At 51.6% G+C, this 26465-nt stretch carries 26 protein-coding genes; 12 read left to right on the forward strand and 14 right to left on the reverse strand.

Annotation, left to right across the window (positions count from 1 at the left end; translation table 11 throughout):
• The first annotated feature begins 152 nt into the window (after positions 1 to 152).
• A complete protein-coding gene (gene metR / locus JK198_RS14170) occupies positions 153 to 1085 on the forward strand; it encodes an HTH-type transcriptional regulator MetR (protein WP_212708210.1) in 933 nt (310 codons plus the stop codon).
• Between the two features lie 293 nt (positions 1086 to 1378).
• Positions 1379 to 2722, forward strand: coding sequence for a glycerol-3-phosphate transporter (gene glpT, locus JK198_RS14175; RefSeq protein WP_212710814.1), 1344 nt, complete (start codon positions 1379 to 1381; stop codon positions 2720 to 2722).
• Between the two features lie 74 nt (positions 2723 to 2796).
• Here the strand turns inward: glpT and yigL are convergent, their stop codons facing one another.
• On the reverse strand, positions 2797 to 3597 hold the full coding sequence (yigL, locus tag JK198_RS14180; RefSeq protein ID WP_212710815.1) for a sugar/pyridoxal phosphate phosphatase YigL: 801 nt from the start codon (positions 3595 to 3597) through the stop codon (positions 2797 to 2799).
• Between the two features lie 64 nt (positions 3598 to 3661).
• On the reverse strand, positions 3662 to 4657 hold the full coding sequence (gene pldB, locus JK198_RS14185; RefSeq protein ID WP_212710816.1) for a lysophospholipase L2: 996 nt from the start codon (positions 4655 to 4657) through the stop codon (positions 3662 to 3664).
• 112 nt (positions 4658 to 4769) lie between these two features.
• On the opposite strand from pldB, the gene rhtB reads away from it, so the two are divergent.
• Positions 4770 to 5393, forward strand: a complete 624-nt coding sequence (gene rhtB / locus JK198_RS14190; protein ID WP_212708206.1) for a homoserine/homoserine lactone efflux protein — start codon at positions 4770 to 4772, stop codon at positions 5391 to 5393.
• A gap of 40 nt (positions 5394 to 5433) precedes the next feature.
• Here rhtB and rhtC read toward each other — a convergent pair whose 3' ends face one another.
• From rhtC to pldA, 3 genes are read right to left on the reverse strand one after another with little or no spacing between them, the layout of a single operon-like run.
• On the reverse strand, positions 5434 to 6057 hold the full coding sequence (gene rhtC / locus JK198_RS14195; protein ID WP_212708205.1) for a threonine export protein RhtC: 624 nt from the start codon (positions 6055 to 6057) through the stop codon (positions 5434 to 5436).
• A 41-nt stretch (positions 6058 to 6098) separates the two neighbouring features.
• On the reverse strand, positions 6099 to 7922 hold the full coding sequence (recQ, locus tag JK198_RS14200; RefSeq protein WP_212710817.1) for an ATP-dependent DNA helicase RecQ: 1824 nt from the start codon (positions 7920 to 7922) through the stop codon (positions 6099 to 6101).
• A gap of 19 nt (positions 7923 to 7941) precedes the next feature.
• On the reverse strand, positions 7942 to 8820 hold the full coding sequence (pldA, locus tag JK198_RS14205) for a phospholipase A (RefSeq protein ID WP_212708203.1): 879 nt from the start codon (positions 8818 to 8820) through the stop codon (positions 7942 to 7944).
• 155 nt (positions 8821 to 8975) lie between these two features.
• Here pldA and JK198_RS14210 point away from each other — a divergent pair, with 155 nt between their 5' ends.
• The 3 genes from JK198_RS14210 to JK198_RS14220 all read left to right on the forward strand — a co-directional run bounded on the left by JK198_RS14210 (position 8976) and on the right by JK198_RS14220 (position 10508).
• On the forward strand, positions 8976 to 9446 hold the full coding sequence (locus JK198_RS14210; protein WP_212708202.1) for a thioesterase family protein: 471 nt from the start codon (positions 8976 to 8978) through the stop codon (positions 9444 to 9446).
• A gap of 128 nt (positions 9447 to 9574) precedes the next feature.
• On the forward strand, positions 9575 to 10294 hold the full coding sequence (aphA, locus tag JK198_RS14215) for an acid phosphatase AphA (RefSeq protein ID WP_212708201.1): 720 nt from the start codon (positions 9575 to 9577) through the stop codon (positions 10292 to 10294).
• 49 nt (positions 10295 to 10343) lie between these two features.
• Complete coding sequence (locus tag JK198_RS14220) at positions 10344 to 10508, forward strand: hypothetical protein (RefSeq protein WP_212710818.1); 165 nt, start codon at positions 10344 to 10346, stop codon at positions 10506 to 10508.
• Here the strand turns inward: JK198_RS14220 and corA are convergent.
• The 7 genes from corA to JK198_RS14255 form a co-directional block, all read right to left on the reverse strand.
• Positions 10486 to 11439 carry a magnesium/cobalt transporter CorA gene (gene corA, locus JK198_RS14225; RefSeq protein ID WP_212708236.1) on the reverse strand — a complete coding sequence of 318 codons (954 nt, stop codon included), beginning with the start codon at positions 11437 to 11439 and terminating at the stop codon, positions 10486 to 10488. The two genes, JK198_RS14220 and corA, sit on opposite strands and share 23 nt — an antisense overlap.
• A 319-nt stretch (positions 11440 to 11758) precedes the next feature.
• Positions 11759 to 13921 (reverse strand): DNA helicase II, encoded by a 2163-nt coding sequence (gene uvrD / locus JK198_RS14230; protein ID WP_212708200.1) that lies wholly within the window; start codon positions 13919 to 13921, stop codon positions 11759 to 11761.
• A gap of 45 nt (positions 13922 to 13966) precedes the next feature.
• Complete coding sequence (yigB, locus tag JK198_RS14235) at positions 13967 to 14683, reverse strand: 5-amino-6-(5-phospho-D-ribitylamino)uracil phosphatase YigB (RefSeq protein ID WP_212708199.1); 717 nt, start codon at positions 14681 to 14683, stop codon at positions 13967 to 13969.
• The gene (gene xerC / locus JK198_RS14240) at positions 14683 to 15597 is read right to left on the reverse strand and encodes a tyrosine recombinase XerC (RefSeq protein WP_212708198.1); all 915 of its coding nucleotides are present in this window, start codon (positions 15595 to 15597) and stop codon (positions 14683 to 14685) included. The genes yigB and xerC overlap by 1 nt, the downstream gene beginning before the upstream one ends.
• The gene (locus JK198_RS14245; protein ID WP_212708197.1) at positions 15594 to 16301 is read right to left on the reverse strand and encodes a DUF484 domain-containing protein; all 708 of its coding nucleotides are present in this window, start codon (positions 16299 to 16301) and stop codon (positions 15594 to 15596) included. Before JK198_RS14245 ends, xerC begins: the two co-directional genes overlap by 4 nt.
• Entirely contained in the window at positions 16298 to 17122 is an 825-nt protein-coding gene (gene dapF, locus JK198_RS14250; RefSeq protein ID WP_212708196.1) for a diaminopimelate epimerase, read from the reverse strand. Before dapF ends, JK198_RS14245 begins: the two co-directional genes overlap by 4 nt.
• Positions 17123 to 17148: 26 nt before the next feature.
• Positions 17149 to 17346 carry a lipoprotein gene (locus tag JK198_RS14255; RefSeq protein WP_249213174.1) on the reverse strand — a complete coding sequence of 66 codons (198 nt, stop codon included), beginning with the start codon at positions 17344 to 17346 and terminating at the stop codon, positions 17149 to 17151.
• A gap of 164 nt (positions 17347 to 17510) precedes the next feature.
• On the opposite strand from JK198_RS14255, the gene cyaY reads away from it, so the two are divergent.
• Positions 17511 to 17828: an iron donor protein CyaY gene (gene cyaY / locus JK198_RS14260; protein WP_212708234.1), complete on the forward strand. Its 318-nt coding sequence runs from the start codon at positions 17511 to 17513 to the stop codon at positions 17826 to 17828.
• Between the two features lie 44 nt (positions 17829 to 17872).
• Here cyaY and JK198_RS14265 read toward each other — a convergent pair whose 3' ends face one another.
• Positions 17873 to 20431, reverse strand: coding sequence for a class I adenylate cyclase (locus tag JK198_RS14265; protein WP_212708195.1), 2559 nt, complete (start codon positions 20429 to 20431; stop codon positions 17873 to 17875).
• Between the two features lie 313 nt (positions 20432 to 20744).
• On the opposite strand from JK198_RS14265, the gene hemC reads away from it, so the two are divergent.
• From hemC to hemY, 4 genes are read left to right on the forward strand one after another with little or no spacing between them, the layout of a single operon-like run.
• A complete protein-coding gene (gene hemC / locus JK198_RS14270; RefSeq protein ID WP_212708194.1) occupies positions 20745 to 21689 on the forward strand; it encodes a hydroxymethylbilane synthase in 945 nt (314 codons plus the stop codon).
• Positions 21686 to 22426, forward strand: a complete 741-nt coding sequence (gene hemD, locus JK198_RS14275) for a uroporphyrinogen-III synthase (RefSeq protein ID WP_212708193.1) — start codon at positions 21686 to 21688, stop codon at positions 22424 to 22426. Before hemC ends, hemD begins: the two co-directional genes overlap by 4 nt.
• A gap of 25 nt (positions 22427 to 22451) precedes the next feature.
• Complete coding sequence (hemX, locus tag JK198_RS14280; RefSeq protein WP_212708191.1) at positions 22452 to 23582, forward strand: uroporphyrinogen-III C-methyltransferase; 1131 nt, start codon at positions 22452 to 22454, stop codon at positions 23580 to 23582.
• Position 23583: 1 nt separating this feature from the next.
• On the forward strand, positions 23584 to 24780 hold the full coding sequence (hemY, locus tag JK198_RS14285) for a protoheme IX biogenesis protein HemY (protein WP_212710819.1): 1197 nt from the start codon (positions 23584 to 23586) through the stop codon (positions 24778 to 24780).
• Here the strand turns inward: hemY and JK198_RS14290 are convergent.
• Positions 24758 to 25036 carry a hypothetical protein gene (locus JK198_RS14290; protein ID WP_212708184.1) on the reverse strand — a complete coding sequence of 93 codons (279 nt, stop codon included), beginning with the start codon at positions 25034 to 25036 and terminating at the stop codon, positions 24758 to 24760. The genes hemY and JK198_RS14290 overlap by 23 nt on opposite strands.
• Before the next feature lie 301 nt (positions 25037 to 25337).
• Between JK198_RS14290 and JK198_RS14295 the strand changes: the two genes are divergently transcribed.
• Entirely contained in the window at positions 25338 to 25889 is a 552-nt protein-coding gene (locus JK198_RS14295; protein ID WP_249213175.1) for an NADPH-dependent FMN reductase, read from the forward strand.
• Positions 25890 to 26465: the final 576 nt, after the last annotated feature.

Consider the following 26465-nt stretch of genomic DNA (forward strand, 5'->3'; position numbering starts at 1 on the left):
CAGTACCATTATTCACCCGCCTGCCGGAAGTCACAGGTTGCTGAGAATATTTTTTCAGATGTTTAGCCGTCCAGATGTTTACACATCCATAATCTGCAGGTACTGTTGTATCCACAAGCGCAAATAATTCAACATCACTATGAAGGCGTCTCATGATCGAGATTAAGCACCTGAAAACCCTACAGGCCCTCAGAACAACCGGCTCGCTGGCAGGTGCCGCAGCACACTTACATCAGACCCAGTCTGCTCTTTCTCATCAGTTCAGTGACCTTGAGCAGCGTCTCGGTTTCCGGCTGTTTGTCCGGAAAAGTCAGCCTTTACGCTTTACACCACAGGGGGAAACACTGCTGCAACTGGCAGATCAGGTCCTGCCTCAGATCCAGCAGGCACTGCAATCCTGTCATGAGCCCCAACAGACGACGCTACGAATTGCGATTGAATGTCATAGCTGTATTCAATGGCTGACTCCGGCACTGGATATTTTTGGCAGCAACTGGCCGCGGGTCGCGGTCGATTTCAAATCCGGTGTTACCTTTGATCCGCAGCCCGCATTACAACAGGGCGAACTGGATATTGTACTGACCTCCGATATCCTGCCACGCAGCGGATTGCACTATTCACCATTATTTGATTTTGAAGTCCGGCTGGTGATGGCACCAGACCATCCGCTGGCGAAAAAAGACGTTATTACTCCTGAAGATCTTAGCACCGAAACTCTGCTGATTTATCCGGTTCAGCGTCAGCGTCTGGATATCTGGCGACATTTCCTGCAACCTGCCGGTATCAGTCTGGCATTAAAAAGTGTTGATAATACTTTGCTGCTGATTCAGATGGTGGCTGCAAAAATGGGTATTGCTGCGTTACCACACTGGGTAGTAGAAAGTTTTGAACGCCAGCAGCTGATTATCACAAAAACCCCCGGAGAAGGTTTGTGGAGCCGTTTGTATGCGGCGGTACGCGACGGTGAACAACGTCAGCCAGTGACCGAGGCATTTATCCGTTCTGCACGGCAGCACGCCTGTGAACAGTTGCCTTTTGTCCGTGATGCTTCACGGCCGGCAGGTCAGAGAAATCCGGCACTCTGAATCCCTCCGGCGAAATATTTCCCTGCCGGCGAAAACGACGTATGCAACCGCGAGTGATCCGGCCAGCGACTCGGTTGCCGGTCAACATGAAAAGTGGCGGATACGAGACTCAGGTTTCCCTGACATCTTATAAACACCTATAAATTGTCATTAATTTGTAACATCTGTGTACTCAGTCAAGGTAATTCCCGTCACGAAAGCTACCCTGAGGCCGGTATCCTGCTGGCAGGACGGAAAATTCTTATCCATTGCCAGCCCACACTTAAGGAATGCTTTCTCCCGGAGGGACGTTAATGCTGAGTCTGTTTAAACCCGCACCCCATATTTCACCGGCAGATCCGGCCGCCATCGATCCGTTATATCGTCGCCTGCGCTGGCAAATTTTTATCGGGATTTTCTTTGGTTACGCCGCTTATTACCTGGTTCGTAAAAACTTTACCCTGGCTATGCCTTATCTGATCGAGCAGGGTTTTTCCCGCGGCGATCTGGGTTTTGCCTTATCCGGAATTTCGATTGCCTATGGGTTTTCTAAATTCATTATGGGTTCAGTATCTGATCGGTCGAACCCGCGTGTATTTTTACCCGCAGGACTGATAATGGCAGCAGTCGTCATGCTGGTTATGGGATTTATCCCGCTGGCGACATCCGGTATTATGATTATGTTTGTGCTGCTGTTTATCTGTGGCTGGTTTCAGGGGATGGGCTGGCCTCCCTGCGGCCGGACCATGGTCCATTGGTGGTCACAGAAAGAAAGGGGAGGCATTGTCTCCGTATGGAACTGTGCACATAACGTCGGCGGAGGCCTGCCTCCGCTGCTATTCCTGCTGGGGATGGTCTGGTTTAATGACTGGAAGGCCGCATTATATATGCCGGCGATTGCCGCTATCGGCGTAGCTTTGCTGGCCTATGGATTAATGCGTGATACCCCGCAGTCATGCGGATTACCCCCGATAGAAGCCTACAAAAATGACTATCCCGCAGACTATAACGAGAAACATGAAGTTGAATTAACCGCCCGGCAAATCTTTACGCAATATATCCTGCCCAATAAATTACTGTGGTACATCGCGCTGGCCAATGTCTTCGTGTATTTACTGCGCTACGGTATTCTCGACTGGTCTCCGACCTACCTGAAAGAAGTTAAAAATTTTTCACTGGATAAATCATCCTGGGCCTACTTCCTGTATGAATATGCCGGTATCCCTGGAACACTGTTGTGCGGCTGGATGTCAGATAAAATTTTCAAAGGTAACCGCGGGATCACCGGCGTCTTTTTTATGACACTGGTGACCATTGCCACTCTTATTTACTGGCTTAACCCGCCCGGCAACCCCGGCATTGATATGGCCTGTATGGTGGTGATTGGTTTTCTGATCTACGGACCGGTGATGCTGATTGGTCTGCATGCGCTGGAGCTGGCACCCAAAAAAGCAGCGGGCACCGCCGCCGGATTTACCGGTCTGTTTGGTTACCTTGGCGGATCGGTTGCCGCCAGTGCAATTGTTGGTTATACGGTGGATTTTTTTGGCTGGAATGGCGGTTTTATGGTCATGATTGCCGGCTGTATACTGGCAGTATTACTGCTGCTGTTAACCACGCTGAGTGAAAAACGCCATAAACAGCAACTGATATCATAAAAATCATACTGCGGAGAGGCACTCTATCGCCCGGACAGTCCGGTCAGGACTTGCCCGGGCGATGGCAGGAAGGATCAGTCGCTGTACAGCTTTTCTAAATAACGGGGAACCGCATCTTCCGCATTACTGCCAATCACTTCCAGCCCGGTCAGCAGCGAAGGTAGCCGCTGATGGGCATTTTGCATAATGCAGCCTTTGCCTGCCATGCTCAGCATTTCTTTATCGTTCATCCCGTCACCAAACGCGATACAGTCCTGCAGGTTATAACCTAACCGTCTTGCCACTTCATCCAGCGCATGGCCTTTTGAGACACCTCCGGCCATCACTTCCAGACAGCCGGGCAGGGAGAAACTCACATTAACCCGGTCGCCCCAGCGGGCAATAATCGCCAGCTCAAGCTCAGCCAGTGTCTGATGCTGATCACAGGTAAAAAAGACTTTACTGATACCATCAGTCGCCAGCCCGTCAGGCTGAAATATCTGATAATTAAACTCCGACTCACGGAGGAATTCACGCTCTTTTTCGCTATGCCGACTGATATACCAGTCATCATTGCGATAAACCTGAGTCAGAATATCATCCGAGGTATATTTCAGGCGGTACAGCTCTGACGCAATCGCCGGGTCCAGGTTATGGGCAAAAATCAGGTTACCCGCAAGGTCATGTACCCTCGCTCCGTTCGACGTGATCATATAAGCTTCGATACCCAGCTTCTGCCGCATCTGCGCGACATCAATATGATGGCGGCCGGTAGCAAACACAAAATGAACCCCTTTACGGGTTAACTTCTGCAAGGTATCACGGGTGTAAGCAGACAAAGAGTGATCAGGAGAAAGTAGCGTTCCATCCAGGTCGGAAGCAACAATATGGTACATGAAAACCTCTTTAATTAACGTCAGACCGGAGTTTCCGGAGGTAAGGTATGGCTATCGTCGATGATTAACATCCAAACCGGTCAAAATAGCTGACCGCAAGATTCAGTGCCCGCGCCCGCATTTCATCTTTTTCGAATAATATTTCATGGCGTGCACCACTGATAACCTGCGGCGCTTCCCCTTCACAAGGGATCCCCGCAAGCCGTCGTAATTCACAGAATTGATCCTGCGCCTGATTTTCCACCACCAGATCTTCTTCGGCCTGAATGATCAGCATCGGTGTAGTGATCTGTGCAGCATCGCGCAGAATTTCATGTCCGGCATTAAGACTTTCCCGTACCCAGTGTGCCGTCGGCCCGCCGACCTGTAATGCCGGTTCATCAGCATAAAAACGTAAGTTACGCTGGTAGCGGACCCGGCTGTGGGTCAGCGTATTTACGGCAAAGGGCGGCGCATGCCAGCGCCCCGTACCCAGAGCAAACCCTTCACGTAATCCCGACCGGGTTTCGGTCCAGTTAAGAATTCGTTCTGCCATCCACTCAGGCATCGGCAGCACTATGCCAAACATCGGAGCCAGTAATGCTGCTGCATCAACCAGTTCAGGGTGACGGCGCAGTAACAATGCCAGAATCGCGCCCCCCATAGAATGGGATAGCGCAAACTTTTGCTGATAACGCGTATCGGAAAGAGTGATCTGCCAGAACTTATGCAGGTCATCCACGTAGTCAGAAAAATTCTCTACGTGCCCGCGATGGGTATCTTCCAGCATACGGCCCGATAAGCCCTGCCCCCGGTGATCGATAATAAAGACATCGTAGCCACACTGAAACAGATCATAAGCCACTTCAGGGTATTTGACGTAACTCTCAATCCGCCCGGGGGAAACCATAATCGCTTTATGGTGTTGCGGGGATGTGAAACTGACATAGCGGATATTCAGCCCGCCAGTGCCGGTAAATGATTTCTCCTGGCGGCGACGCCAGAAGTGGAGCAAAGGACCGGTAACAAACGCCGAAAACTCTTTTTCACGGTGCAACCAGCGTTGCGTAAGCTGTTTCATTACTCTCCCTTCGGCGTTTTCTGTGGTCTGGAAAACGGCTGAAATCCCAGTATCGTCTGATGGAATTATAACGTATTCTGTTGTTTCTCTGCTGAAGACTGGAGCGACATCAATGACCTTTGACTGGTGGATCACCTACCTGCTGACCACTACCCTGTTAAGCCTTTCCCCTGGTTCCGGAGCCATTAATACCATGAGTACCGGTATCAGCCATGGTTTCAGGGGCACTCAGATTTCTATTGCCGGATTACAAGTTGGCCTCGCCACCCATATTCTGTTAGTCGGTATCGGCCTTGGTGCTTTATTTTCTCATTCATTAATCGCTTTTGAAATCCTGAAATGGGCCGGTGCTGCTTATCTTATCTGGTTAGGGATACAGCAATGGAGAACCAAAGGTGCTATTGACCTGAATGCGGTGGCGAAAGCAACATCCCGCGGCAGAGTATTTAAACGGGCGGTGCTGGTAAATCTGACCAATCCGAAAAGTATTGTGTTTCTGGCAGCGCTGTTTCCACAGTTTATCATTCCCCATCAGCCCCAAATGCTGCAATATCTGGTGCTGGGCCTGACCACTATCAGTGTGGATATTCTGGTCATGCAGGGTTACGCGTTACTGTCGACCCGTATTTCACGCTGGATACGTGGCCCGCATCAAATGCAGTTACTGAACCGTATTTTTGGCAGTGTTTTTATTGCTATCGGGGTCGTACTGGCAACTGCACGACACAGCCATTAATTATCTGCCGGGTCCGTACCTTCACGGCCCGGCAGCGGGTTTAACCGGATATGATTAAGTGCAGGCCAAAGGCTGTAAACAGTATTCCGCCGGCACCATCCAGCCATTTCGCCAGTTGCTGATATTTGCGGCGCATCCATGGTAAGGCAAATACCGTCGCTACCAGTGTAAACCACCCCAGTGTTTCCAGCAGGATCAGTGCATAAATGCCCCAGCGCTGCATAGTGCTGACATCATCACCGACAAACAGCGAAAAAACACTGCCAAAATAGATCACAACTTTTGGATTCGACAGGTTAGTCAGTAACCCCTTGAGGAACGTTCGCCCCTGCTTCGCCAGCACCGGTGCCGGCTGAACCCTGTCCGGCTGTAAATGCTGACGCCGTGCAGAGCATAATAATTGCCAGCCCATCCATAACAGATACAGCCCGCCGCCCAGCATAATCAGCTGATGCAGCCAGGCCATTTTTGCCAGCAACAGATTCAGTCCCAGCAGTGCCACCGCTGCCCAGATAGCCACCCCCAGTGTCACACCGAGAACCCCCATCAACGCATCACGTGAAGAACGGCTGACGGCAGTTTGTGAAATAAAAAAGAAATCAGGACCCGGGCTCATCAGTGCCAGCAACTGCACAAGCGCCAGAGTCAGAAACGACATTAACATGCCGGAAACTCCTCAGATAAAGAAAGAAAAACAGGGACAGATTACAAATCGCTGAGATGTTGTTTAATCATCTGCATAAAGGGCTGGCCGAAACGTTCCAGTTTTCGCTGACCAATACCATTTACACTCAGCATTTCAGAAGCGGAAACCGGTAACAGTTCCGCCATTTCGATTAATGTCGCGTCATTGAACACCACATAAGGGGGAATACTCTCTTCGTCAGCAATGGTTTTACGTAATTTCCTGAGTCTGGCAAATAACTTACGGTCATAATTGCCTCCGGGCACCCTGCTCATTCCCTGGCGGGGTTTCAGGGCCACCACGCGCGGCACCGCAAGCATCAGCGGATGTTCACTGCGCAATACCGGTCTGGCCGCCTCGGTCAGCTGCAGCGCAGAATGCTGACTGATGTTCTGGGTCACCAGACCCAGATGGATCAGCTGGCGTAATACACTGACCCAATGTTCATGGGATTGTTCACGCCCGATGCCGTATACCGGCAATTTATCATGTCCGTTATCCTTAATACGCTGGCTGGCCGCACCACGCAGTAGTTCCACAATATAGCCCATACCGAAGCGTTGTCCTGCCCGGTAAATAGCGGATAAGGCTTTTTGTGCATCCACCAGTCCGTCATAACGCCTCGGCGGGTCCAGACAGATATCGCAGTTACCACACGGCTGCTGTCGCCCTTCATCAAAGTAATTCAGCAGTACCAGACGGCGGCAGGTCTGTGCTTCAGCAAAAGCACCCATCGCATTAAGTTTATGGCGTTCAATATCCAGCATCGCGCCCGGCGGTTTTTCTTCCAGGCAGCGTCGCAGCCAGGCCATATCGGCGGGATCATACAGCATCATCGCTTCAGCAGGCAGACCGTCACGGCCTGCACGACCGGTTTCCTGATAATAGGATTCGATATTACGCGGAATATCGAAATGCACCACAAAACGGACATTCGGCTTATTAATCCCCATCCCGAAAGCCACCGTGGCCACTACCAGTTGCAGATCGTCACGCTGAAATGCTTCCTGGACGCTGGCACGTTGCTGCACATCCAGTCCGGCATGATAGGCACCGGCACTGATCCCGCGGCTTTGTAAACGTGCTGCCGTGTCTTCAACTTTAGCGCGGCTGTTACAATAAATGATACCGCTCTTACCGCGCTGATCCTGAACATAACGCAGTAATTGTTCGGTCGGTTTGTACTTTTCCAGCAGCGTATAGCGGATATTCGGGCGGTCAAAGCTACTGATTTGGATCAGCGGGTCCTGCAACTGCAACTGTTGCAGAATATCATGGCGGGTCGCGTTATCGGCTGTCGCGGTCAGAGCCATAATCCGCAGTTGCGGAAAACGCTGGCGCAATACCCCAAGCGCACCATATTCCGGGCGGAAGTCATGTCCCCATTGTGAGATACAGTGGGCTTCATCGACCGCCAGCATCACCGGTTGCCACTGGCTAAGTGCATCAAGAAAGCTGTCCATCATCAGACGCTCAGGCGCGACATACAGTAATTTTATCCGCCCCTGCCGACAGTCAGCATAAATTTGCTGTTGCTGCTCGCGGGTCTGAGAAGAGTTAAGGCTGGCAGCCATGACACCATTTGCCAGTAACTGATCGACCTGATCTTTCATCAGGGAGATCAGCGGGGATACCACCAGCGTCAGACCTTCGCTAACCAGCGCAGGGATCTGATAGCACAGCGACTTCCCGCCACCGGTCGGCATAACCACCAGGCAGTCCTGTCCGTCAAGAGATGTCTGAATGATGGTTTGCTGGCCGGGGCGAAAGTGCTGATAACCAAAAATATCCCGCAGGATTTGCTGAGCATGATCCTGCTGCGGAATAACTGCCGATGTTGTCACAAATTTCCTGCGCTCTTAATCAGAATAAATCATTTAAAGTAAAACCGACGCCAATCCTGGTCTGGCGGTGATTGTAATCAATCAGTGACTCACCATAACCGCTAAACAGCTGAGTATAGAAACGCACATGCTCTGTGACCGGATAACTCCAGCCAAGTAAGGCGCCACCGAAACCGGTGTTCCAGTTATAGTTGCCTTCAATACTGAAGATACTGTCACCCAGCATATACCCGAGTTTCGCCCGGTAATAGCCCATATACTTAGTAATGTCCGGATTATCGTCACTGCCCGCACTTTCGGGAATACGATACCAGGGCTTGATCTCTGCCAGCATATTACCATTTTTTGCCATCAAACGGGCATATACCCGGTTCCAGCTACGTGAAGTCGGGTCGCTCCGGCCATTGGACTGATGATTGAAACCCAGTTCCACATCACGTAATGTCCAGTTACCCAACCGGTAATCTGTTGCCCAGCCAACAAAAAGCTGTGGTTCATAGTTTGTTTCGCGAAACGGTGACGACGCTTTGGTATTTGAAATCTGCCACCACGAGCGTTGAGTATAAGACATTGCCAGTACCGAATTGTCACCGGCAATCCCGCGCCAGAGAGGGAACGCCAGGCTCAGCTGAAATTTTAATTCATCTTTATTCGCTTTATCTGCCCAGCGGTAGCTGGAAATGGCCGGGGTGTTCATATTACTGGTATCCGTATAGAGCACATAATTACTCTCATAGGGATACAGTAAAAAAGCATTATCATGCTTTTCCAGTAAGTTAGCGATGATACTGCCGCGCACAGCGGGATTATCATGAACCTCGCATATTTTAGCTTCCTTCGCCTGTACCAGCGCAGGCACCAGCAAGGCAGCAGCCATTCCGTAGCCAAAGAAACGCATAATCTATACTCCCGAAGATAGAAAAAAAAACCAAAAACGATGCAGTCACATCGTTAAATGCCAAAAAATGGCCGCTCATATTCACCTGGAAAGCCGATGAATAACAGCATAATATTAGAAAATGACTTAGCCGAATAACCTGCCACAGGTGAATTATGAGCCTGCGTTATCTGACACAACATCAGGCAAGAACCCTGGTCAGTGATATCTTTGTAAACAGTATGCCTTTTAACCGGGCGCTGGGGCTGAAGCTGGAGCATCTGGATGATCAACAGGCCATCCTGACCCTGGAAAATGCGCCATCACTGGTGGGTAATGCCCTGCAAAATATTCTGCACGGCGGTGTCATTGCTTCGGTGCTGGACGTGGCCGCCGGACTGGTTTGTGTTAACCATGCCCTGACCCGCCAGGATATGATCAGTGAAGAAGAACTTCGTCAGCGTATTTCACGGATGGGCACCATTGACTTACGGGTTGACTATTTACGTCCCGGACGCGGAGAGAAATTTATCGCTACCGCACAGCTGCTCCGGGCCGGTAATAAAGTCGCCGTCGGCCGGGTCGAATTACATAATCAACAACAGGACTATATTGCTACCGCGACGGCAACTTACCTGATCGGCTAGCCGGCAGATAATACGGCAACCGTAACCACCTCATAAAACCGCAATAATTATTTTACAGAGTGTCCCGTTAATGCTATCAGATAGCCATTATCTTATTGATTCATTAACAAATACCAGGACTCACCGTTATGAGATTACGTAAACTGCTTTTTTCTCTGTGTACCCTTTCTCTGCTGGTTCTGCAGCCTCTGGCTCAGGCCAGCGAGGTCCAGCCCGCTACGCCGTTATACTCAGGTATCACTGCTGCCGGGCTGGCGCACCGGCAACCCATACACTGGGTATCAGTGGCACAGATTGAGAACAATTTACGGGGCCGTCCACCGATGGCGGTCGGTTTTGATATTGACGATACGGTGCTTTATTCAACACCCGGTTTTTACCGCGGCCAGAAAATGTTTTCACCGGGCAATAATGATTACCTGAATAATCCGCAGTTCTGGGAAAAAATGAATAATGGCTGGGATGAATTCAGTATTCCCAAACAGGTTGCACGCCAGCTGATTCAGATGCATTTACAGCGCGGCGATCAGGTCTATTTTATTACAGCACGAACCCCGACCAGCACCGAAACCGTCAGCCGGATCCTGCAACAGGATTTCTCTATTCCACAGGATAAAATGAATCCGGTGATTTTCAGCGGTTTTCGGGCCGGTGAAAACACCAAAATCCGCTGGATTAAACAGAAAAATATTCGTATCTACTACGGTGATGCAGACAGCGATATTACCGCAGCCCGTGAAGCCGGGGCGCGGGGTATCCGGGTACTGCGGGCCGCAAACTCTTCTTATTTACCACTGCCAAAAGCCGGCGATCTCGGTGAAGAAGTGATTACCGACTCAGAATACTGATCCCTCGTTTTAGCGATTACTGCAGAGCCGTTAACGGCTCTGCAGCCTTTTGCAGGATTCTGATCTTTCTCTGCCCCAGACCAGCACATTCCGCGGCGATCCGGTACTGGTACTGGCAGCTCAGGGGATTGAGGAATATTGTGAAACCAGCGCACAGCAGGCAGCCCGCCAGGCTGCCTGTATAACGGGGCTTATAGCCAGTTACGTCGTTTAAAGTAGAGGTAGGGGGCCAGTGCCGCAAGGATCATCAGTACAATCGCGCCGGGATAACCGAAGCTCCACTTCAGTTCCGGCATGAACTCAAAGTTCATCCCGTAGCTGGAAGCTACCAGGGTCGGTGGCAGGAAAACCACAGAAACTACCGAGAAGATTTTAATGATGCGGTTTTGTTCAATACTGATAAAACCCATCGCAGCCTGCATCAGAAAGTTAACTTTCTGGAACAGGGATTCATTATGCGGCAGCAGTGATTCTATATCGCGCAGAATCTCCCGGGCCTGTTCAAGCTGATTGGCAGGCAAACGGGCTTTTCTGACCAGAAAATTCAGTGCCCGCTGGGTATCCATCAGACACAGGCGGACTTTCCAGCCGATATCTTCCAGTTCAGCCAGTCGCGACAAGGCTTCATCATATTCTTCACCCTGCTGTCCTTCCATAATGACGCGACTTAATTTCTCCAGCGCCGTATAAATATTTTCAATCTCATCCGCCAGCTGTTCGATTTTAGTTTCGAACAGGTCCAGTAACAGCTCAAACGCGTTACCGTCAATCAGGGTCTGATTACGGGCCCGCATCCGGTATAAGCGGAATGCCGGTAACTCACGTTCACGCAACGTAAACAAACGACCGTCACGGATAGTAAAAGCGACGGTCGCATTACCCGCATGATCATCTGCATCTTCAAAAAAGAAGAATGAGTGGATATGCAGGCCGTCTTCATCTTCGAAGAAACGTGCCGATGCTTCGATATCCTCCAGTTCAGGACGTGTTGCCAGGCTCTGTCCCAGCTGTTCCTGAATATAGTCACGTTCCTGTTCTTCAGGTTCAATCAAATCAATCCAGACTGAGGACGTAAGCTGACTATCGTCACTTTCCATTTCCAGACGGGTTAACCGATTGTCTTCCAGTTTAAATGCACTCAGCATAGCAGTACGTACTCCCCATATCTTATATGACGGGACAAGGCTGTACACCGCAGGAAAACCGATGATTGGCACAGCAGGCGCCTGAACACGATAAACCACAGGAATGGTAAATCAGTGCTGGCTCAGATGACGATGATTTACAGAGAGTTACCGATAACCGTCAGGGCTACCGGTAAAAGAGGTTGCCTTAACAGTTTCGCCTGTTGTTCAGGTCTGTGTGCCAGCAGCGACTGGGCGTGTCCAAGGCGTTGTCCTCTGATAATAATAGTGCGCGCATGTTACGATGGGACGAAAAAATCGTCAAGGAAACTACCCGTCCTCAGACGTTTTCCAGCCTTGCATAGGCGGCAACCAGCCACTTTATCCCCTGGCCCTGAAATGCGACCTGCAGGCGACAATGCTCACCACTGCCTTCCAGGTTAACAATAGTGCCTTCACCAAACTTCGCATGCCGGACCCGCTGTCCCAGAGAATAACCGCTGTCATTGGCCGTCACCGGTGCCCCCATTCGCTGGTGGCTGACCGGCCGGCTGACACTGGCCCGTAATCTGACCTCCTCCACACAGTCCTCAGGGATCTCACCAATAAACCGTGACGGGCGGTGATATACCTCTTTACCGTATAACCGGCGACTCTCGGCATAGGTCAGCGTCAGTTTCTGCATAGCACGGGTCACGCCGACATAGGCCAGACGGCGTTCTTCTTCCAGACGTCCGCCTTCTTCCAGTGACATCTGACTCGGGAACATCCCCTCTTCCATGCCGACAATAAATACCTGACTAAATTCCAGCCCTTTCGCAGCATGCATGGTCATCAGCTGTACCGCATCCTGCCATTTATCCGCCTGCCCTTCACCGGCTTCCAGCGCTGCGTGTGACAAAAATGCCTGTAATGGCATCAAATCCTGATCTTCATCCTGATAACTAAACTGACGGGTTGCCGTCACAAGTTCCTCAAGGTTTTCGATACGCGTCTGGCCTTTTTCACCTTTTTCCTGTTCATACATCATCCACAGCCCGGAATCTTTTACTACCCGGTCAGTTTGCACATGCAGCGACAGTTCACTGGTTTCCCGTGACAGTGAGTCAACCAGTTCAATAAAGCGCAATAATGCAGATGCAGCTCTGCCCGCCAGCGCCTTTTCAGACAACAGTTCCCGCGCAGATTGCCAGAGGGTCAGTTGTCTGTCTCGGGCTGCCTGACGCACGACTTCCAGAGTCCGGTCGCCGATTCCCCGGGTTGGTGTATTGACCACACGTTCGAAAGCGGCATCATCATTACGGTTCGATATCAGGCGTAAGTAGGCGAGGGCATCTTTAATTTCCTGACGTTCGAAAAAGCGCATCCCGCCATAAATCCGGTACGGCAGGCTGCTTTGCAGTAACGCCTCTTCCAGTACCCGCGACTGGGCATTACTGCGGTACAGGATGGCACAGTCTGCCAGCGCCCCACCCTGTTCATGCCAGTGTTTAATCCGCCCGACAACAAACCGTGCCTCGTCGAGTTCATTAAATGCACAATATAACGAGATGGGTTCGCCTTCACCGTCTTCAGTCCACAGCTGTTTCCCTAACCGCCCCTGATTATTGGCAATCAGGGTATTGGCAGCTTTCAGGATATTACTGGTAGAGCGATAGTTTTGTTCCAGCCGGATTGTTCTGGCACCGTTAAAATCCGTGAGAAAGCGCTGAATATTTTCGACCTGAGCACCACGCCAGCCATAGATAGACTGGTCATCATCGCCGACGATCATTACTTTGCCACTGTCTCCCGCCAGCATACGGATCCAGGCATACTGGATGTTGTTAGTATCCTGGAATTCGTCCACCAGCAGGTTAGTAAAACGTTCACGATAATGGTTAAGAATATGCGGTTTATTCAGCCATAATTCGTGAGCGCGTAATAATAGTTCGGCAAAATCCACCAGCCCGGCACGGTCACAGGCTTCCTGATAGGCCTGGTACACTTTCAGCCAGGTTTGCTCTACCGGGTTACCGTAGCTGTCGATATGCTTAGGCCGCAATCCTTCGTCTTTTTTACCGTTGATGTACCACATCGCCTGACGTGCCGGCCACTGTTTGTCATCAAGGTTCATGGCCTTAATTAAGCGTTTCAATAACCGTAGCTGGTCTTCACTGTCGAGGATCTGGAAATCCTGAGGTAATCCGGCATCCAGCGGATGTGCGCGTAATAAGCGGTGAGCCAGTCCATGGAAAGTACCAATCCACATCCCCCCCTGGCTGGTGCCAGGCACCTGCTCAATTCGGTGACGCATTTCTGCAGCGGCTTTATTGGTAAAGGTCACCGCCATAATCGAATACGGGGAACAGTTTTCGACGGTCAGTAACCAGGCAATACGATGAACCAGCACCCTGGTTTTACCACTGCCCGCCCCGGCCAGTACCAGCAAATTACTGCGCGGTGCCGCAACGGCTTCACGCTGGTTATCATTTAAACTGTTGAGCAGATCAGAAACGTCCATAGGCACCGCGAATCAGGAGAATTTAACTGTATATTTTTACAGCCATTATACCAGTGTAGTCAGGGAATCCAACCGTGAAATTTCCATGTGTGGTAACAGGCGTGCATCACAGGCTGTCATCAGGTTACGCCGGAACGGGTTAATCCAGCAGGACTGAAACCCGCTGAGCAGCGATCCGGCCACATCCGTAGTTAAATCATCGCCGACATGCAGAATTTCACCGGCCGGTAACCCCAGATGACTGGCCGCCAGCCGGTACATATCCTGCGCTGGTTTCGCCCGCCCGTCAGGGCCGGCCCGCAGTATAAAACGAAAGTAGCCGGCAATGCCCATCAGTTGCGGGTCGGCATTACCGTTAGTGATCGCGGCCAGCGGAACACGCTCAGCCAGGTATTGCAGCGCGTCATGGGTACTCTGCGGCATATGGACCTGACTGCGCCAGGCGGCAAATACCGACATCACATGAGATGCCCCTTGCTGACACAGCTGTTCAGATAATCCGTGCTTTTGCATCAGCAGGTATACAGATTTTTCCCGCCACAGGGTCACATCATGTACGCTGTCTGGCTGATGATATTTAATCTCTTCACGTGCCAGCTCATAGTCTGACAGCGTCACGTTTTGCAACACCGGATGAAAATCCTGTAATGCCTGATGAGTCTTCTCGACCGTAGTCAGGATAACATCGCTGTTTTCATACAGCGTATCATCCAGGTCAAAGGTCATGGCACTGACAGTGCCGGCTGGCCGGTAAAAACGCATTATTTTTTTCCTCGTTTCGCTCGGGGATGTGCAGCATCATACACAGATGCCAGATGCTGAAAATCCAGGTGCGTATAGATCTGGGTAGTGGACAGGCTGGCATGGCCCAGCAGTTCCTGCACCGCACGTAAATCGCCACTCGATTCAAGCATATGAGTCGCAAAGGAATGGCGTAATTTATGCGGATGAATATGACTGTTCAGTCCCTGGCGGATGCCCCAGCCGGCAAAGCGTTTTTGTACATTTCGGGCCGAAATACGTTTCCCCTGCATCGAGAGAAAAACCGCATCGTCCTGCGGCCCGAATAAATCGCGCATCTCCAGCCAGCGCTGCAGCCATTCACAGGCAGTACGTCCCACCGGTAAACGACGTTCTTTGCTGCCTTTGCCTGTTACCCAGACTTCGCCCTGCTCCGCATCGAAATCGCGACAATCAAGACTGACTAACTCAGATAAACGCAACCCTGCACCGTACATCACCTCCAGCATGGTCCGGTCACGAACCGACAGGGGATCATTGAGATCAATGTCCAGCAGTTGCCCCATCTCATCAACATCAATATTTTTCGGTAAATGGCGTGACGTTTTTGGTGTGGCAATACCTTTGGCCGGATTCGCCGGCAACAACCCTTGCCCGACCTGCCAGTCGAGAAAGCTACGCAAAGCCGACAAACGCAGGGCCAGGCTGGTCGCCTGTAACCCGTTTCGCCGGCTTCTGGCTGCGAGTGCGCGCACATGAGCTGGCTCAAGCAGCGACCACTGCTGAAGGCCCATCTCATTGATCATTTCTGTCAGCGCTGCCAGTTGGCGCTGATAACTGGTCTGTGTCAGCGGACTAAGTTGTCGTTCCACTTTCAGATAGCGCAGAAACTGGTCAACCGGACTCTGTAGCGTTACGGGGATCGGGGTATTCATCGCCGGCTGATCCAGCGTGTCAGTAACGCAGGCAGCATACCTGCCAGATACTCCAGTAATTCGGTGCCCATACCGGGGTGGTAATGCTGTTTATCACGACTACTGAAAATCAGTACCCCGACATCTTCATTTTCGCCCATCAGCGACATGGCAACTGAACCAATCGCTTTCGCTTCCGGCAGCAACAGTAACAGCTCTGGGCCATTCAGCGGGCCCAGATAATGCTGTCTGCGTCCCAGCCGCTGAATACGCAGTGAATCAAAGGACTGGCGGGATAACCCGAGATGGGTAAATTCTGAAGGCGCTCCCGTTTGCCAGTGTTCCGTGAATAACCGCACACTGGCCCCGGCCAGCCCCAGATTCCTGGCCCAGCGATGTAACCGGCTCAGCATCTCCGTTAAACTACCGGCACTGGCCAGATGAGACTGCAATGACAGCAGTTGTCCGAAGAGTTGCTGATTCGCCGTGGCCTGCTCCATCAGCAGGGTGATTTCTTCTTCAAGAAGCCGGATATGGTTACGCTGACGAGCCATATGCCATTCCACCAGCGAGGTACTGCCGCGCACCGGATGCGGTACCTGCATCTGTTCCACCTGCCGCGCATTACGGATAAAGAAATCGGGGTTCAGGCGCAGATAATCACTGACCGACTGATCGTCAGTCATCACAGAATTCAGTAACTCCTGGTCTTCATCTGATTTCATAAATGAATAAATCCGTCATAGACATGTGTTGCAGGCCCCGTCATATATAACGGCGTGCCCGGTCCTCCCCACGTAATATGCAGGCTGCCACCCGGCAGATCGACCCGGACTTTATCTGCCAGCAGGCCTTGCTGAATTCCGCTGGCGACTGCTGCACAGGCACCGCTGCCGCAGGCCCGGGTTTCTCCTGCCCCGCGTTCAAAAACACGTAACCGGATATGCGCCTCAGAGACCACTTCCATAAACCCGACATTTACCCGTTCCGGAAAACGCTCATGGCTTTCCATTTGCGGGCCGATAAGTTCAACCGCCGCGGTTGTAATATTGTCGACCTGAATAACACAATGCGGGTTGCCCATCGATACGACGCCAAACATGATGGTTTGCTCCTGCAACCGCATTAAATAGAGATTTTCTGCTTTATTGGCGCGAAAAGGGACATTACCGGGCTCGAAATCCGGCTCGCCCATATTGACCCTTACCAGCTCATCACTGGTCACACTGAGCGTCATTCTTCCGGTCTGGGTACTGACACGAATATCGCTTTTGTTAGTCAGGCCTTTAAGGCGGACAAACCGGGCAAAACAACGAGCGCCATTACCGCACTGGGCGACTTCACTGCCATCGGCATTAAAAATACGATAATGAAAATCCAGCTCGGGATCATAAGGAGGTTCGACAATAAGTAACTGATCAAACCCGACCCCGAGATGGCGATCTGCCAGCCGGCGAATGAGTTCCGGCGAAAAGAATACATTCTGAGTCACTGCGTCAACGACCATAAAATCATTGCCGAGGCCGTGCATTTTAGAAAACTGCATGTTTTGCTCCGCCGGTGATCGGTTAGTTACGGTGCCACTGTGCCCGCTGGCGCTGCCGCATCAGTTTCCGAGGTGTTTACCGGGGCTGTTTGCTGCTGTTCCTGCTGTGTGGTTTCGGTTTTAGGAAAGTAAAGGGGGCCTTTCAGACCGCATCCCGTCAGTACCGCAGGGATCACGATTAACGCCAGCCAGCCGAACATTTTCTTCATCTTGATTACACTCATTCTGTGCTTTTTCCTGTTCACTTATCATCGCAGTTGAACAAGGAAAAGCAACAGAAAATCCCTGAATTCGCATAAGCTGCTTAATATCTGATCCCTGCCGCGCCAGACAATGATTGGCAAACAATATCAGCGCGCTATACTTTGCCAAAAACACGGGAGCTATGATGAACGACAGTGAATTTCACCAACTGGCAGACCAATTGCTACTGGCCGTCGAAGAACGTCTGGATGCGCATGAGGGCGATGCTGATATTGATTATGAAACCCATGGCAGCGTAATGACCCTGAGTTTCGACAATGGCACTAAAATTGTCATTAACCGTCAGGAGCCATTGCACCAGGTCTGGCTGGCGACCAAAACCGGTGGATACCACTTCAGCTATCAGTCACCGATCTGGGTATGTGACCGCACCGGCAGTGACTTCTGGCACCTGCTGGCTGAAGCCTGCAGCCTGCAGTCCGGTGAAAAATTCAGCTTCTGACCGGCCAGTGACGGTCCCGGCGACAGACCGCGGGCCGTTATGCTTTAAAACAGGTTTCGGGAACGCGGCAGCACGTCACGACTGAATTGCGGCGAAACATCTTCTGCCACTTCATCATGAGAGACAGAACGAAACGGCAGCACCCGGCTTTTACCTTCATCCGTGACCAGCTGATAAAACTGGGGCAGATTGAAATTCACGAAGCTGGATCCATAGGTAAAACGATCGTGAGAGGAAGAGTAAAAACGACTGACATCACGCACCAGCTCTTCACGACTTCCTTCACAGTGACGATAGACCTCCACCCGGTTACTTTCATCCAGGATATAAATACTGAAGTCATCCGACTGCGGGTTATTTTCGAAAAAAAACTGAATAATTCCTTCACTGGCATAGCCATTAACCACTGCCGGAACATCGGCCTGCAGTGAATCCACCTTGATCGACAGGCCATGCAGTTTGTTATTAGAAATGGCCCCGTAAAACTCCACAGCATTCTCCAGTTTCTGTACCGACACACTCATCCGCTCGAAAAAGACTCCCCAGGTATCACCAGCCAGCCGCAGGGCTTTAAAGCGGCCCGGTTCCTGGCGGGTACTGGACAGACGGATATCAATACATTCAGAGACCAGCTGCTGCACACGGGTACGGATCAATCCCCGCAAATGCTGGCTATAACAAAAGACGTCGACCGCATCCGGTGGTAATGCATCCTGATGCATTTTTCCCAGAATGGTTTTCAGTGCTTCGATCATCGCCTGCTCACCACTGAAATGCAGTGTGCGAACCTCGTTCCACGAATTTCGATACAACAGATCAATACTGCCGATCAGACAACGTTGCTGCTGGCCGAAACTGAAAACATCCAGTTTACGGAAATCAAAATGTACCACCTGATTACGAAATTCCGCTGTCGGGTCATATTCCAGATTCACCAGAATCGCCAGGTGTCGGATCTCGCACGGGCTGTACAATGCTTTCGGCGTCGGTGCCGGAACCCGTAACGGAAACTGTTGTGATATATCGTTAACCACTTCCTGTAAACGTCCGGCATCACAACCGCCATTCCCTTTAATATGCAGTCGTGTCTTACGGGTCTGCAGACCATTAAACCATGCCCATGCCACCAGTTTTATCAGGTAACGGCTGTATTCCAGTGGCTGGTGACTGATAATGGAGTCCATATCCGGCGACTGATTATATAAGTACCAGCCAGGACGGTTAGCCCGCCCTTCAGGCACATGAATAAACGTCAGGTTTTCTTCCGACAGATCCGGTGAGATCTGCGGGTTCACCAGGATCACTTTACCTGGCAGGGCCTCAAAAGCCGCATACAGCTTACGGGTCAGTACCCCGATATCCTGAGGACTGGCACTGACACTCAGATTATTGCGCCGCGCAAAACGGATAAGGTTACGATAACTCTGCATCATCGCATCCAGTAATTCGTTATGGGCTTCACGCACCTGGTCAATTTTCCAGCTGGCACGGCTGTCGAGCATCTGCAGACGCTGACTATCCCAGCCCCACTCTCTGACCATCTGGCTAAGTATTTCACGCCGCCACAGAGAACGGCCCCCGGGCCGTTCCACACTGAGTTTTTCACAGGCCTTCAGATAGAAGCAGCGGCGAACCAGATCCAGTCGCGCAGGATCATCAATGTCCTGTAAATAGCGAGTCACTTTTTCCAGCATCATGCAATAAGGGTCGAGCCCGAAGCTGACAATCTCACCATCATGCAGCCGCTGTTTAATGTCCATCGCCAGCAGACGGGTGTCGGGATATTCACGGGTATAGGATTCGAGCAGCAGTGTTTTCAGAACCGCTTTATAGGGAGAGTCGATACTTTTATACAGCTGCCACAGACTGGCACCGAAATATTCTTCGGCCGACAGCGTGCCTAATCCACCTAAATCCAGCCATTCATTAGGGGTCAGTACCCCGCCAGCGTACAACGACATCACATAATCGTCGTAATTAGCTTCTTCTTCACCCGGCACCATATTCCACAGAATACGCTTGCCCGCCAGTCTCACAGCAGAACGGTAGAATTCATCAAGTAATAAAATATGCTGGGTGCTGCCGCAATCTTCAGCCCCGAGGTTACCACTTTCGTTATGACGGAAACGGTTCTCATCAATCAGAAAAAAAGTGACTTCAATTCCCAGAGAGATGCACCACTGGCCAAGAAGATGACATTTTTGCTGTAACTTTTGTCTTTCGTCGCTATCCAGCCATGACTGGTGACATACCCAGATATCCAGGTCGGACAAGCCATTCTGCCCGACCGATGAGGTACTGCCCATCGAGTAAACACCGGTGATAGGTGCCTCACCACTGGAAATATCAGGCAGATGAAGGGGTCTTCCGGCAAGCTGGTTCAGTAAGGTCTGCTGATTATCTTCAGGCGTAAAAAAACTGATACCCTGTGGTACATGACCCTCAAGGTAGCCTGGCAGCATAGGATGATGATACTGCAATAATGCCGGCAGCAAACTATACACCTGTCTGAATGCAGGTCCCATAGCCGCTTTTGCCCGATCAACACGCAGTTGATTAATGGCATCCAGCCTCTGTTTCAGAGTCTCAATATAAAGGTACAAGAGGTTTCGCCTGCTTCTTCCGGTAATTAAGCACTGTTGTTCCCAGGGCACACCTGTATTCTCACCAGCCGGGCAGATACCGGCTGCGGACAATAGAGATGATTAGCCTTTCATCCTTTGCTGACTAAACGCAACAACTGCGTCGCCTACTTTATCACCTTTCATGCTGAAATCTTACTATTAGATGCGGACAGCCCTGACCCGCGCCCCCTGGTCAGCGCCAGAGTCCCCGTACGGATTTCATCGCCGAAGCCTGCCACATTTGTCGTTTAAATGATAGGATGATTAACAAACGATAAAAACGGTTAATGACATGTCTGATAAAATTATTCGGATCGCCACAAGGCAAAGTCCGCTTGCGCTCTGGCAGGCGCACTATGTTCAGCAACAGTTAGTCGCAGCCCATCCCGGTTTACAGGTTGAGCTGGTACCTATGGTCACCAAAGGTGATGTTCTGCTGGATACCCCGTTATCCAAAGTCGGTGGCAAAGGATTATTTGTCAAAGAGCTGGAACTGGCGATGCTGGAGAACCGGGCAGATTTGGCTGTCCATTCGATGAAAGACGTACCGGTTGCTTTCCCTGAGGGGCTGGGGCTGGTCACCATCTGTCAGCGTGAAACTCCCCTTGATGCCTTCGTTTCTGAAAAATATGCCACCCTTGATGACCTGCCTCAGGGGGCAGTGGTCGGTACTTCCAGTTTGCGTCGCCAGTGTCAGTTGAGTGCACTGCGTCCCGACCTGACAATCCGTTCCCTGCGGGGTAATGTCGGTACCCGGTTGTCAAAACTGGATGCCGGAGAATACGATGCAATTATTCTGGCGGCTGCAGGCCTGAAACGCCTGGGATTAGAATCCCGTATCCGCAGTACACTGCCGGCCGAAGTTTCACTGCCGGCTGTGGGCCAGGGAGCGGTCGGTATTGAGTGCCGGCTGGATGACGCCCCGCTGATCGCCCTGTTACAGGCGCTGAATCACCGGGATACAGAAACTTGTGTCCGTGCTGAGCGGGCAATGAACACCCGGCTGGAAGGCGGCTGTCAGGTACCTATTGGCAGTTTCGCCCTGTTACAGCCCGGCGACCAGTTATGGTTACGCGGACTGGTCGGGACGCCGGATGGATCGAAAATGATCAGTGCCGAACGCCGTGGCCATCGCGATCAGGCTGAACAGCTGGGCATTGCCCTGGCGGACGAACTGCTGGAACGTGGTGCCGGAGAGATATTACGCGAAGTTTATCAGGGCCAGCCTCCCGTATGACAATTCTGGTTACCCGCCCTGAGCCTTCGGCATCGGCGCTGGTTGCCAGATTGCGTCAGACCGGCAAGCACGCATGGAGCCTTCCGCTGATTGACTATACCCCCGGCCGCGGCCTGGGGTCACTGGCACAGCAGTTGCTCAGTTTGCATAACGGTGATCTGCTGTTTGCTGTATCACACCAGGCAATCAGGTTTGCCGCGCCGGCAATAGTACAAAGTAATACTGCATGGCCGGCCGGGCTCGACTATTATGCTATAGGGCGGCGGACTGCACTGGACTTACACCAGGCCAGTCTGCAGAGAGTGAACTATCCTGAAGGCAGGGCCACCAGTGAAACACTGCTTAATCTGCCTTCACTCAGAGAACTCTCCGGCAGACGTGCTCTGATATTACGCGGTAATGGCGGACGTGATTTACTGGCAGACACATTACAACAACGCGGTGCGCAGGTAGAGCTGTGTGAATGTTATCAACGGATAGCTTGCCAATATCGGGGCGCGGAAGAAGCCGTCCGCTGGCGCAGACAAGGAATTACCACGCTGGTAGTGACCAGCGGTGAAATGTTGCAACTCTTATATTCGTTGTTCCCGGCAATTGACCGCCGCGAATGGCTATTACACTGCCGGCTGGTTGTCGTCAGTGAACGTTTAGCTACCCTCGCCAGTGAATTAGGCTGGCATTCAGTGACGGTAGCTGATGGTGCGGATAACGATGCGTTGTTACGCGCGTTACACTGAAATTAATATAATGGGATGAGCCAAAATGACGGAACACAAAGACCCCTCCGCCATACCTGAAGTGACCCCTCCGGAAGCACAGCAATCCCCGGCAGAGGAACAAACAACTTCAGTAGCAAGGAATAGCGGAACCACTTTAGCCATTGTGGCCATTATCATTGCCCTGGCAACAGGTGCCGGAAGCTACTGGTATATTAAACAGCAGCAGAGCCTGAACGCTGAATCAGAAGCCGGACTGAGTGATAAACTCACTCTGTTACAGCAGCAGACCACATCCGGACAGCAACAGCTTTCGGCACAGCTGACCACCGCCACACAGGCTCTGCAGGACGCCCGTCTGCGCCAGGACACGACTGACAAAGAACTGAACACGTTACGTGAAAAAGTCACATCACTGACCGGAAATGACAGTAACAACTGGCTGATAGCCCAGGCTGATTATCTGGTGAAACTTGCAGGACGCAAACTGTGGAGTGACCAGGATGCCACAACCGCCGCTGCACTGTTAAAAAGTGCCGACAGCAGTCTGGCTGAAATGAATGACCCGAGCGTTCTGAATATACGTCGTGCCCTGATGCAGGATATCAGTGCGTTGTCGGCCATCAATCAGGTTGATTATGACGGTATCATTCTGCAGCTTAACCAGCTGGCAAATGGTGTCGATAATCTGCGTCTGGCGGATAACGAAGACAACAGTAATCCGATGGATCAGGACAGTCACGAACTCTCAGGATCCTTAGCCCACTGGCGCGAAAATCTGGCCAAAAGCTGGCACGATTTTATGGATAATTTTATTACTATCCGCCGCCGCGACAATACTGCTCAGCCGTTACTGGCCCCTAATCAGGATATTTATCTGCGGGAAAATATTCGTTCCGGACTACTGATCGCGGCCCAGGCAGTGCCCCGCCATCAGGAAGAAATCTATAAACAATCCCTGGAAAGCGTATCGACATGGGTACGTGCCTGGTACGACGTCAACGACCCGGCGACGAAAGCATTTTTAGCGCAGCTTGATGCTCTGGAGCAGCAGACGATTGCTATGGATATCCCGGATACCCTCTCCAGCCAGCCTCTGCTGGATAAATTAGTACAAACCCGTGTCCGCGGACTGCTGAACCAGCCTGCTGCGGCAGCCAGCCAGCAGGGAGGCTGATATGTTAAAAGTACTGATATTGTTTCTGCTGCTGCTGGCAGGAGTGATTCTCGGCCCCCTGCTGGCCGGACACCAGGGATACGTGCTGATACAAACGGACAACTGGAATATTGAAACCAGTGTTACCGGGCTGGCTATTATCCTGATCCTTGCATTAGTGGTTATCCTGGCTGTCGAATGGCTGCTGCGGCGGATACTGCGTACCGGAGTACGTACCCGTGGCTGGTTCAGTGGCCGTAAACGTCGCCGGGCGCAACGCCATACCCGTGATGCATTGATTAAACTGGCAGAAGGTGATCACCGGCAGGTAGAGAAATTACTGTCACGCGATGCGGATCATGCTGCCGACCCTCTGGCAAACTATCTGCTGGCGGCGGAAGCGGCCCAGCAACGCGGAGACGAAATCAGGGCGAATCAACACCTGGAACGCGCTGCTGAGGTCTGTGCTGATAACCAGATCCCGGTAGAAATTACCCGCGCCCGTATTTTGCTGGCCCGTCATGAAGATCATGCTGCCCGTCACTGTCTTGACCGTTTACTGGAAGTTGCACCGCGCCATCCTGAAGTATTACGGCTGGCAGAGCAGGCTTATCTGAATACCGGGGCATGGCGCGCATTACTGGATATTCTGCCGTCAATGGAGAAGTCACAGGTTACGACTGAGCAGCACCTGCAGGATCTCCGGCAACGGGCCTGGCTCGGCATGATGAACCAGGCGATGGCAGAACAGGGTAGCGAAGGTCTGAAGCAATGGTGGAAAAATCAGAGCCGTAAAACCCGCCAGGATACTGCCCTGCAGGTGGCAATGGTTAATCATCTGATCGAATGCAACGACCCGCAGATGGCACAGGAAATTGTGCTGGCCGGGCTGAAACAACAGTATGATGAACGTCTGATTCTGCTGTTACCACGAATCAATAGTCCGGCACCGGAACAGCTGGAAAAAGTATTGCGGCAGCAGATCAGACAGCATGGTGCTACCCCCTTGCTGAACAGTACTCTGGGGCAGATGCTGATGCGCCAGGCTGAGTGGCAGCAGGCGGCAGATGTTTTCCTGAAGGCTCTGGAACAGCGTCCTGATACCTTCGATTACGCCTGGCTGGCTGACTGTTATGACAAGACAGGCCGCCCCGAACAAGCCGCAAAAATGCGCCGTGAAGGTCTGTTACTGACTCTCAGGCAGAATCCGGACCAGTAATCAATGTCATCCCTAAAAAGCGCCGCTCAGGGCGCTTTTTTATTGCAGTCAAAAAAAACACCTGCAACAGGGCAGGTGTAAAATCAGGTCGATAGACAACAGCTGATACCAGACTCAACGTAATATCTGAAACTCTCATCAATAAATTGTGAGAAGGCAGATAACAGGTATCGGTAAAGGGCTCTGCATCATTCCAGGGATTATGTTGCCGGGCGGCAGACATAAAAAGCAGAATGAGCATCTGCGCTGCAGTCATTGCAGAAACTATGCCAGCAGAATAAATAAAGGCTGCAAAAAAATAACACTTTGATTTTAAATAAATAAAAAATAATTTTTTGATAACGAAGATTCTTTATCAGCAGTCCGGAGAGCTGCAGGCGTCGTCGTACAACGACAAAAAATCCTTTTTATAAATATCTCATAGAATAACATAATGATAAGTGTCTTCTTCTGGCGACAGTCACTGATAAATACTGTTGTTATCCGCCAGCAAAGGATACTCAGCAGACATAGTCACCGGGTTTACCGGCTGGTCATATTTCAAAAGGATAACAACCATGTACAAAGTGATTGGTATTTCGGGCAGTTTACGCAGTCACTCTCTTAACAGTCTGTTTCTTCGGGCGATGGCACTGATTAGCCCGCAGGAGGTTCGCTTTGAAATCAGCACGACTCCCGGCAGTCTCCCTCTGTTCAACCCTGACCTGGAATATCAGCCCCCTGCCAAAGTCAGGCTCTGGAGACAGGAATTACACAACGCTGATTTAATTCTGATTGTTAGTCCGGAATATGCACACGGTGTTTCGGGTGTAATCAAAAATGCTCTCGACTGGCTGGTCAGTAGTGGTGAATTGCTGGATAAACCTGTAGCTCTGCCGAACCTGTCACCCGTAACTGATCTTGCATGGGGGCAACTCAGGGAGACTGTCACCGTCATGGGGGGAATATTATCTGAGGCCTGCAGCCCGACAGCAACGCTGGCAACCCGCTATGTATTACCGGGTGTCACGGCGGAGGAGCTGGCCAGCAGCCCTCTGACGGGCCCGCGTCTGCAAAAGTTATGGCTGGAGATAATCCGGGCTGTGCAACAGTCGTTATCATTGGCGTAATGCTTGTGCTGATATGCAATATGTCAATCCGGCGGGGTTCTGTTCGCCATTACGTAACGTCATTTTTTGCTGCCCCGCTGCGGGCGACCAGGCAAAGGGCGCAACGGCCGCGCCCTCTGCACTCCGGGCCTGTGCGGCAGATCGTTCCGCCGCTGCGCGGTACCTTCGGTTATTCCCGGCCGGGGCTGTGGTGTAACGCTTGCGCTGATATGCAATATGTAAACCCGGCGGGGTTCCGTTCGCCATTACGTAAAGTCATTTTTTGCTGCCCCGCTGCGCGCGACCAGGCAAAGGGCGCAAGGGCCCTCTGCACTCCGGGCCTGTGCGGCAGACCGTTCCGCCGCTACGCGGTACCCTCGTTCATTCCCGGCCGGGGCTGTGGTGTAACGCTTGCGCTGATATGCAATATGTAAACCCGGCGGGGTTCCGTTCGCCATTACGTAACGTCATTTTTTGCTGCCCCGCTGCGCGCGACCAGGCAAAGGGCGCAAGGGCCCTTTGCACTCCGGGCCTGTGCGGCAGACCGTTCCGCCGCTACGCGGTACCCTCGTTCATTCCCGGCCGGGGCTGTGGTGT

Source organism: Tatumella sp. JGM91, assembly GCF_018257575.1.
GTDB lineage: Bacteria > Pseudomonadota > Gammaproteobacteria > Enterobacterales > Enterobacteriaceae > Tatumella > Tatumella punctata.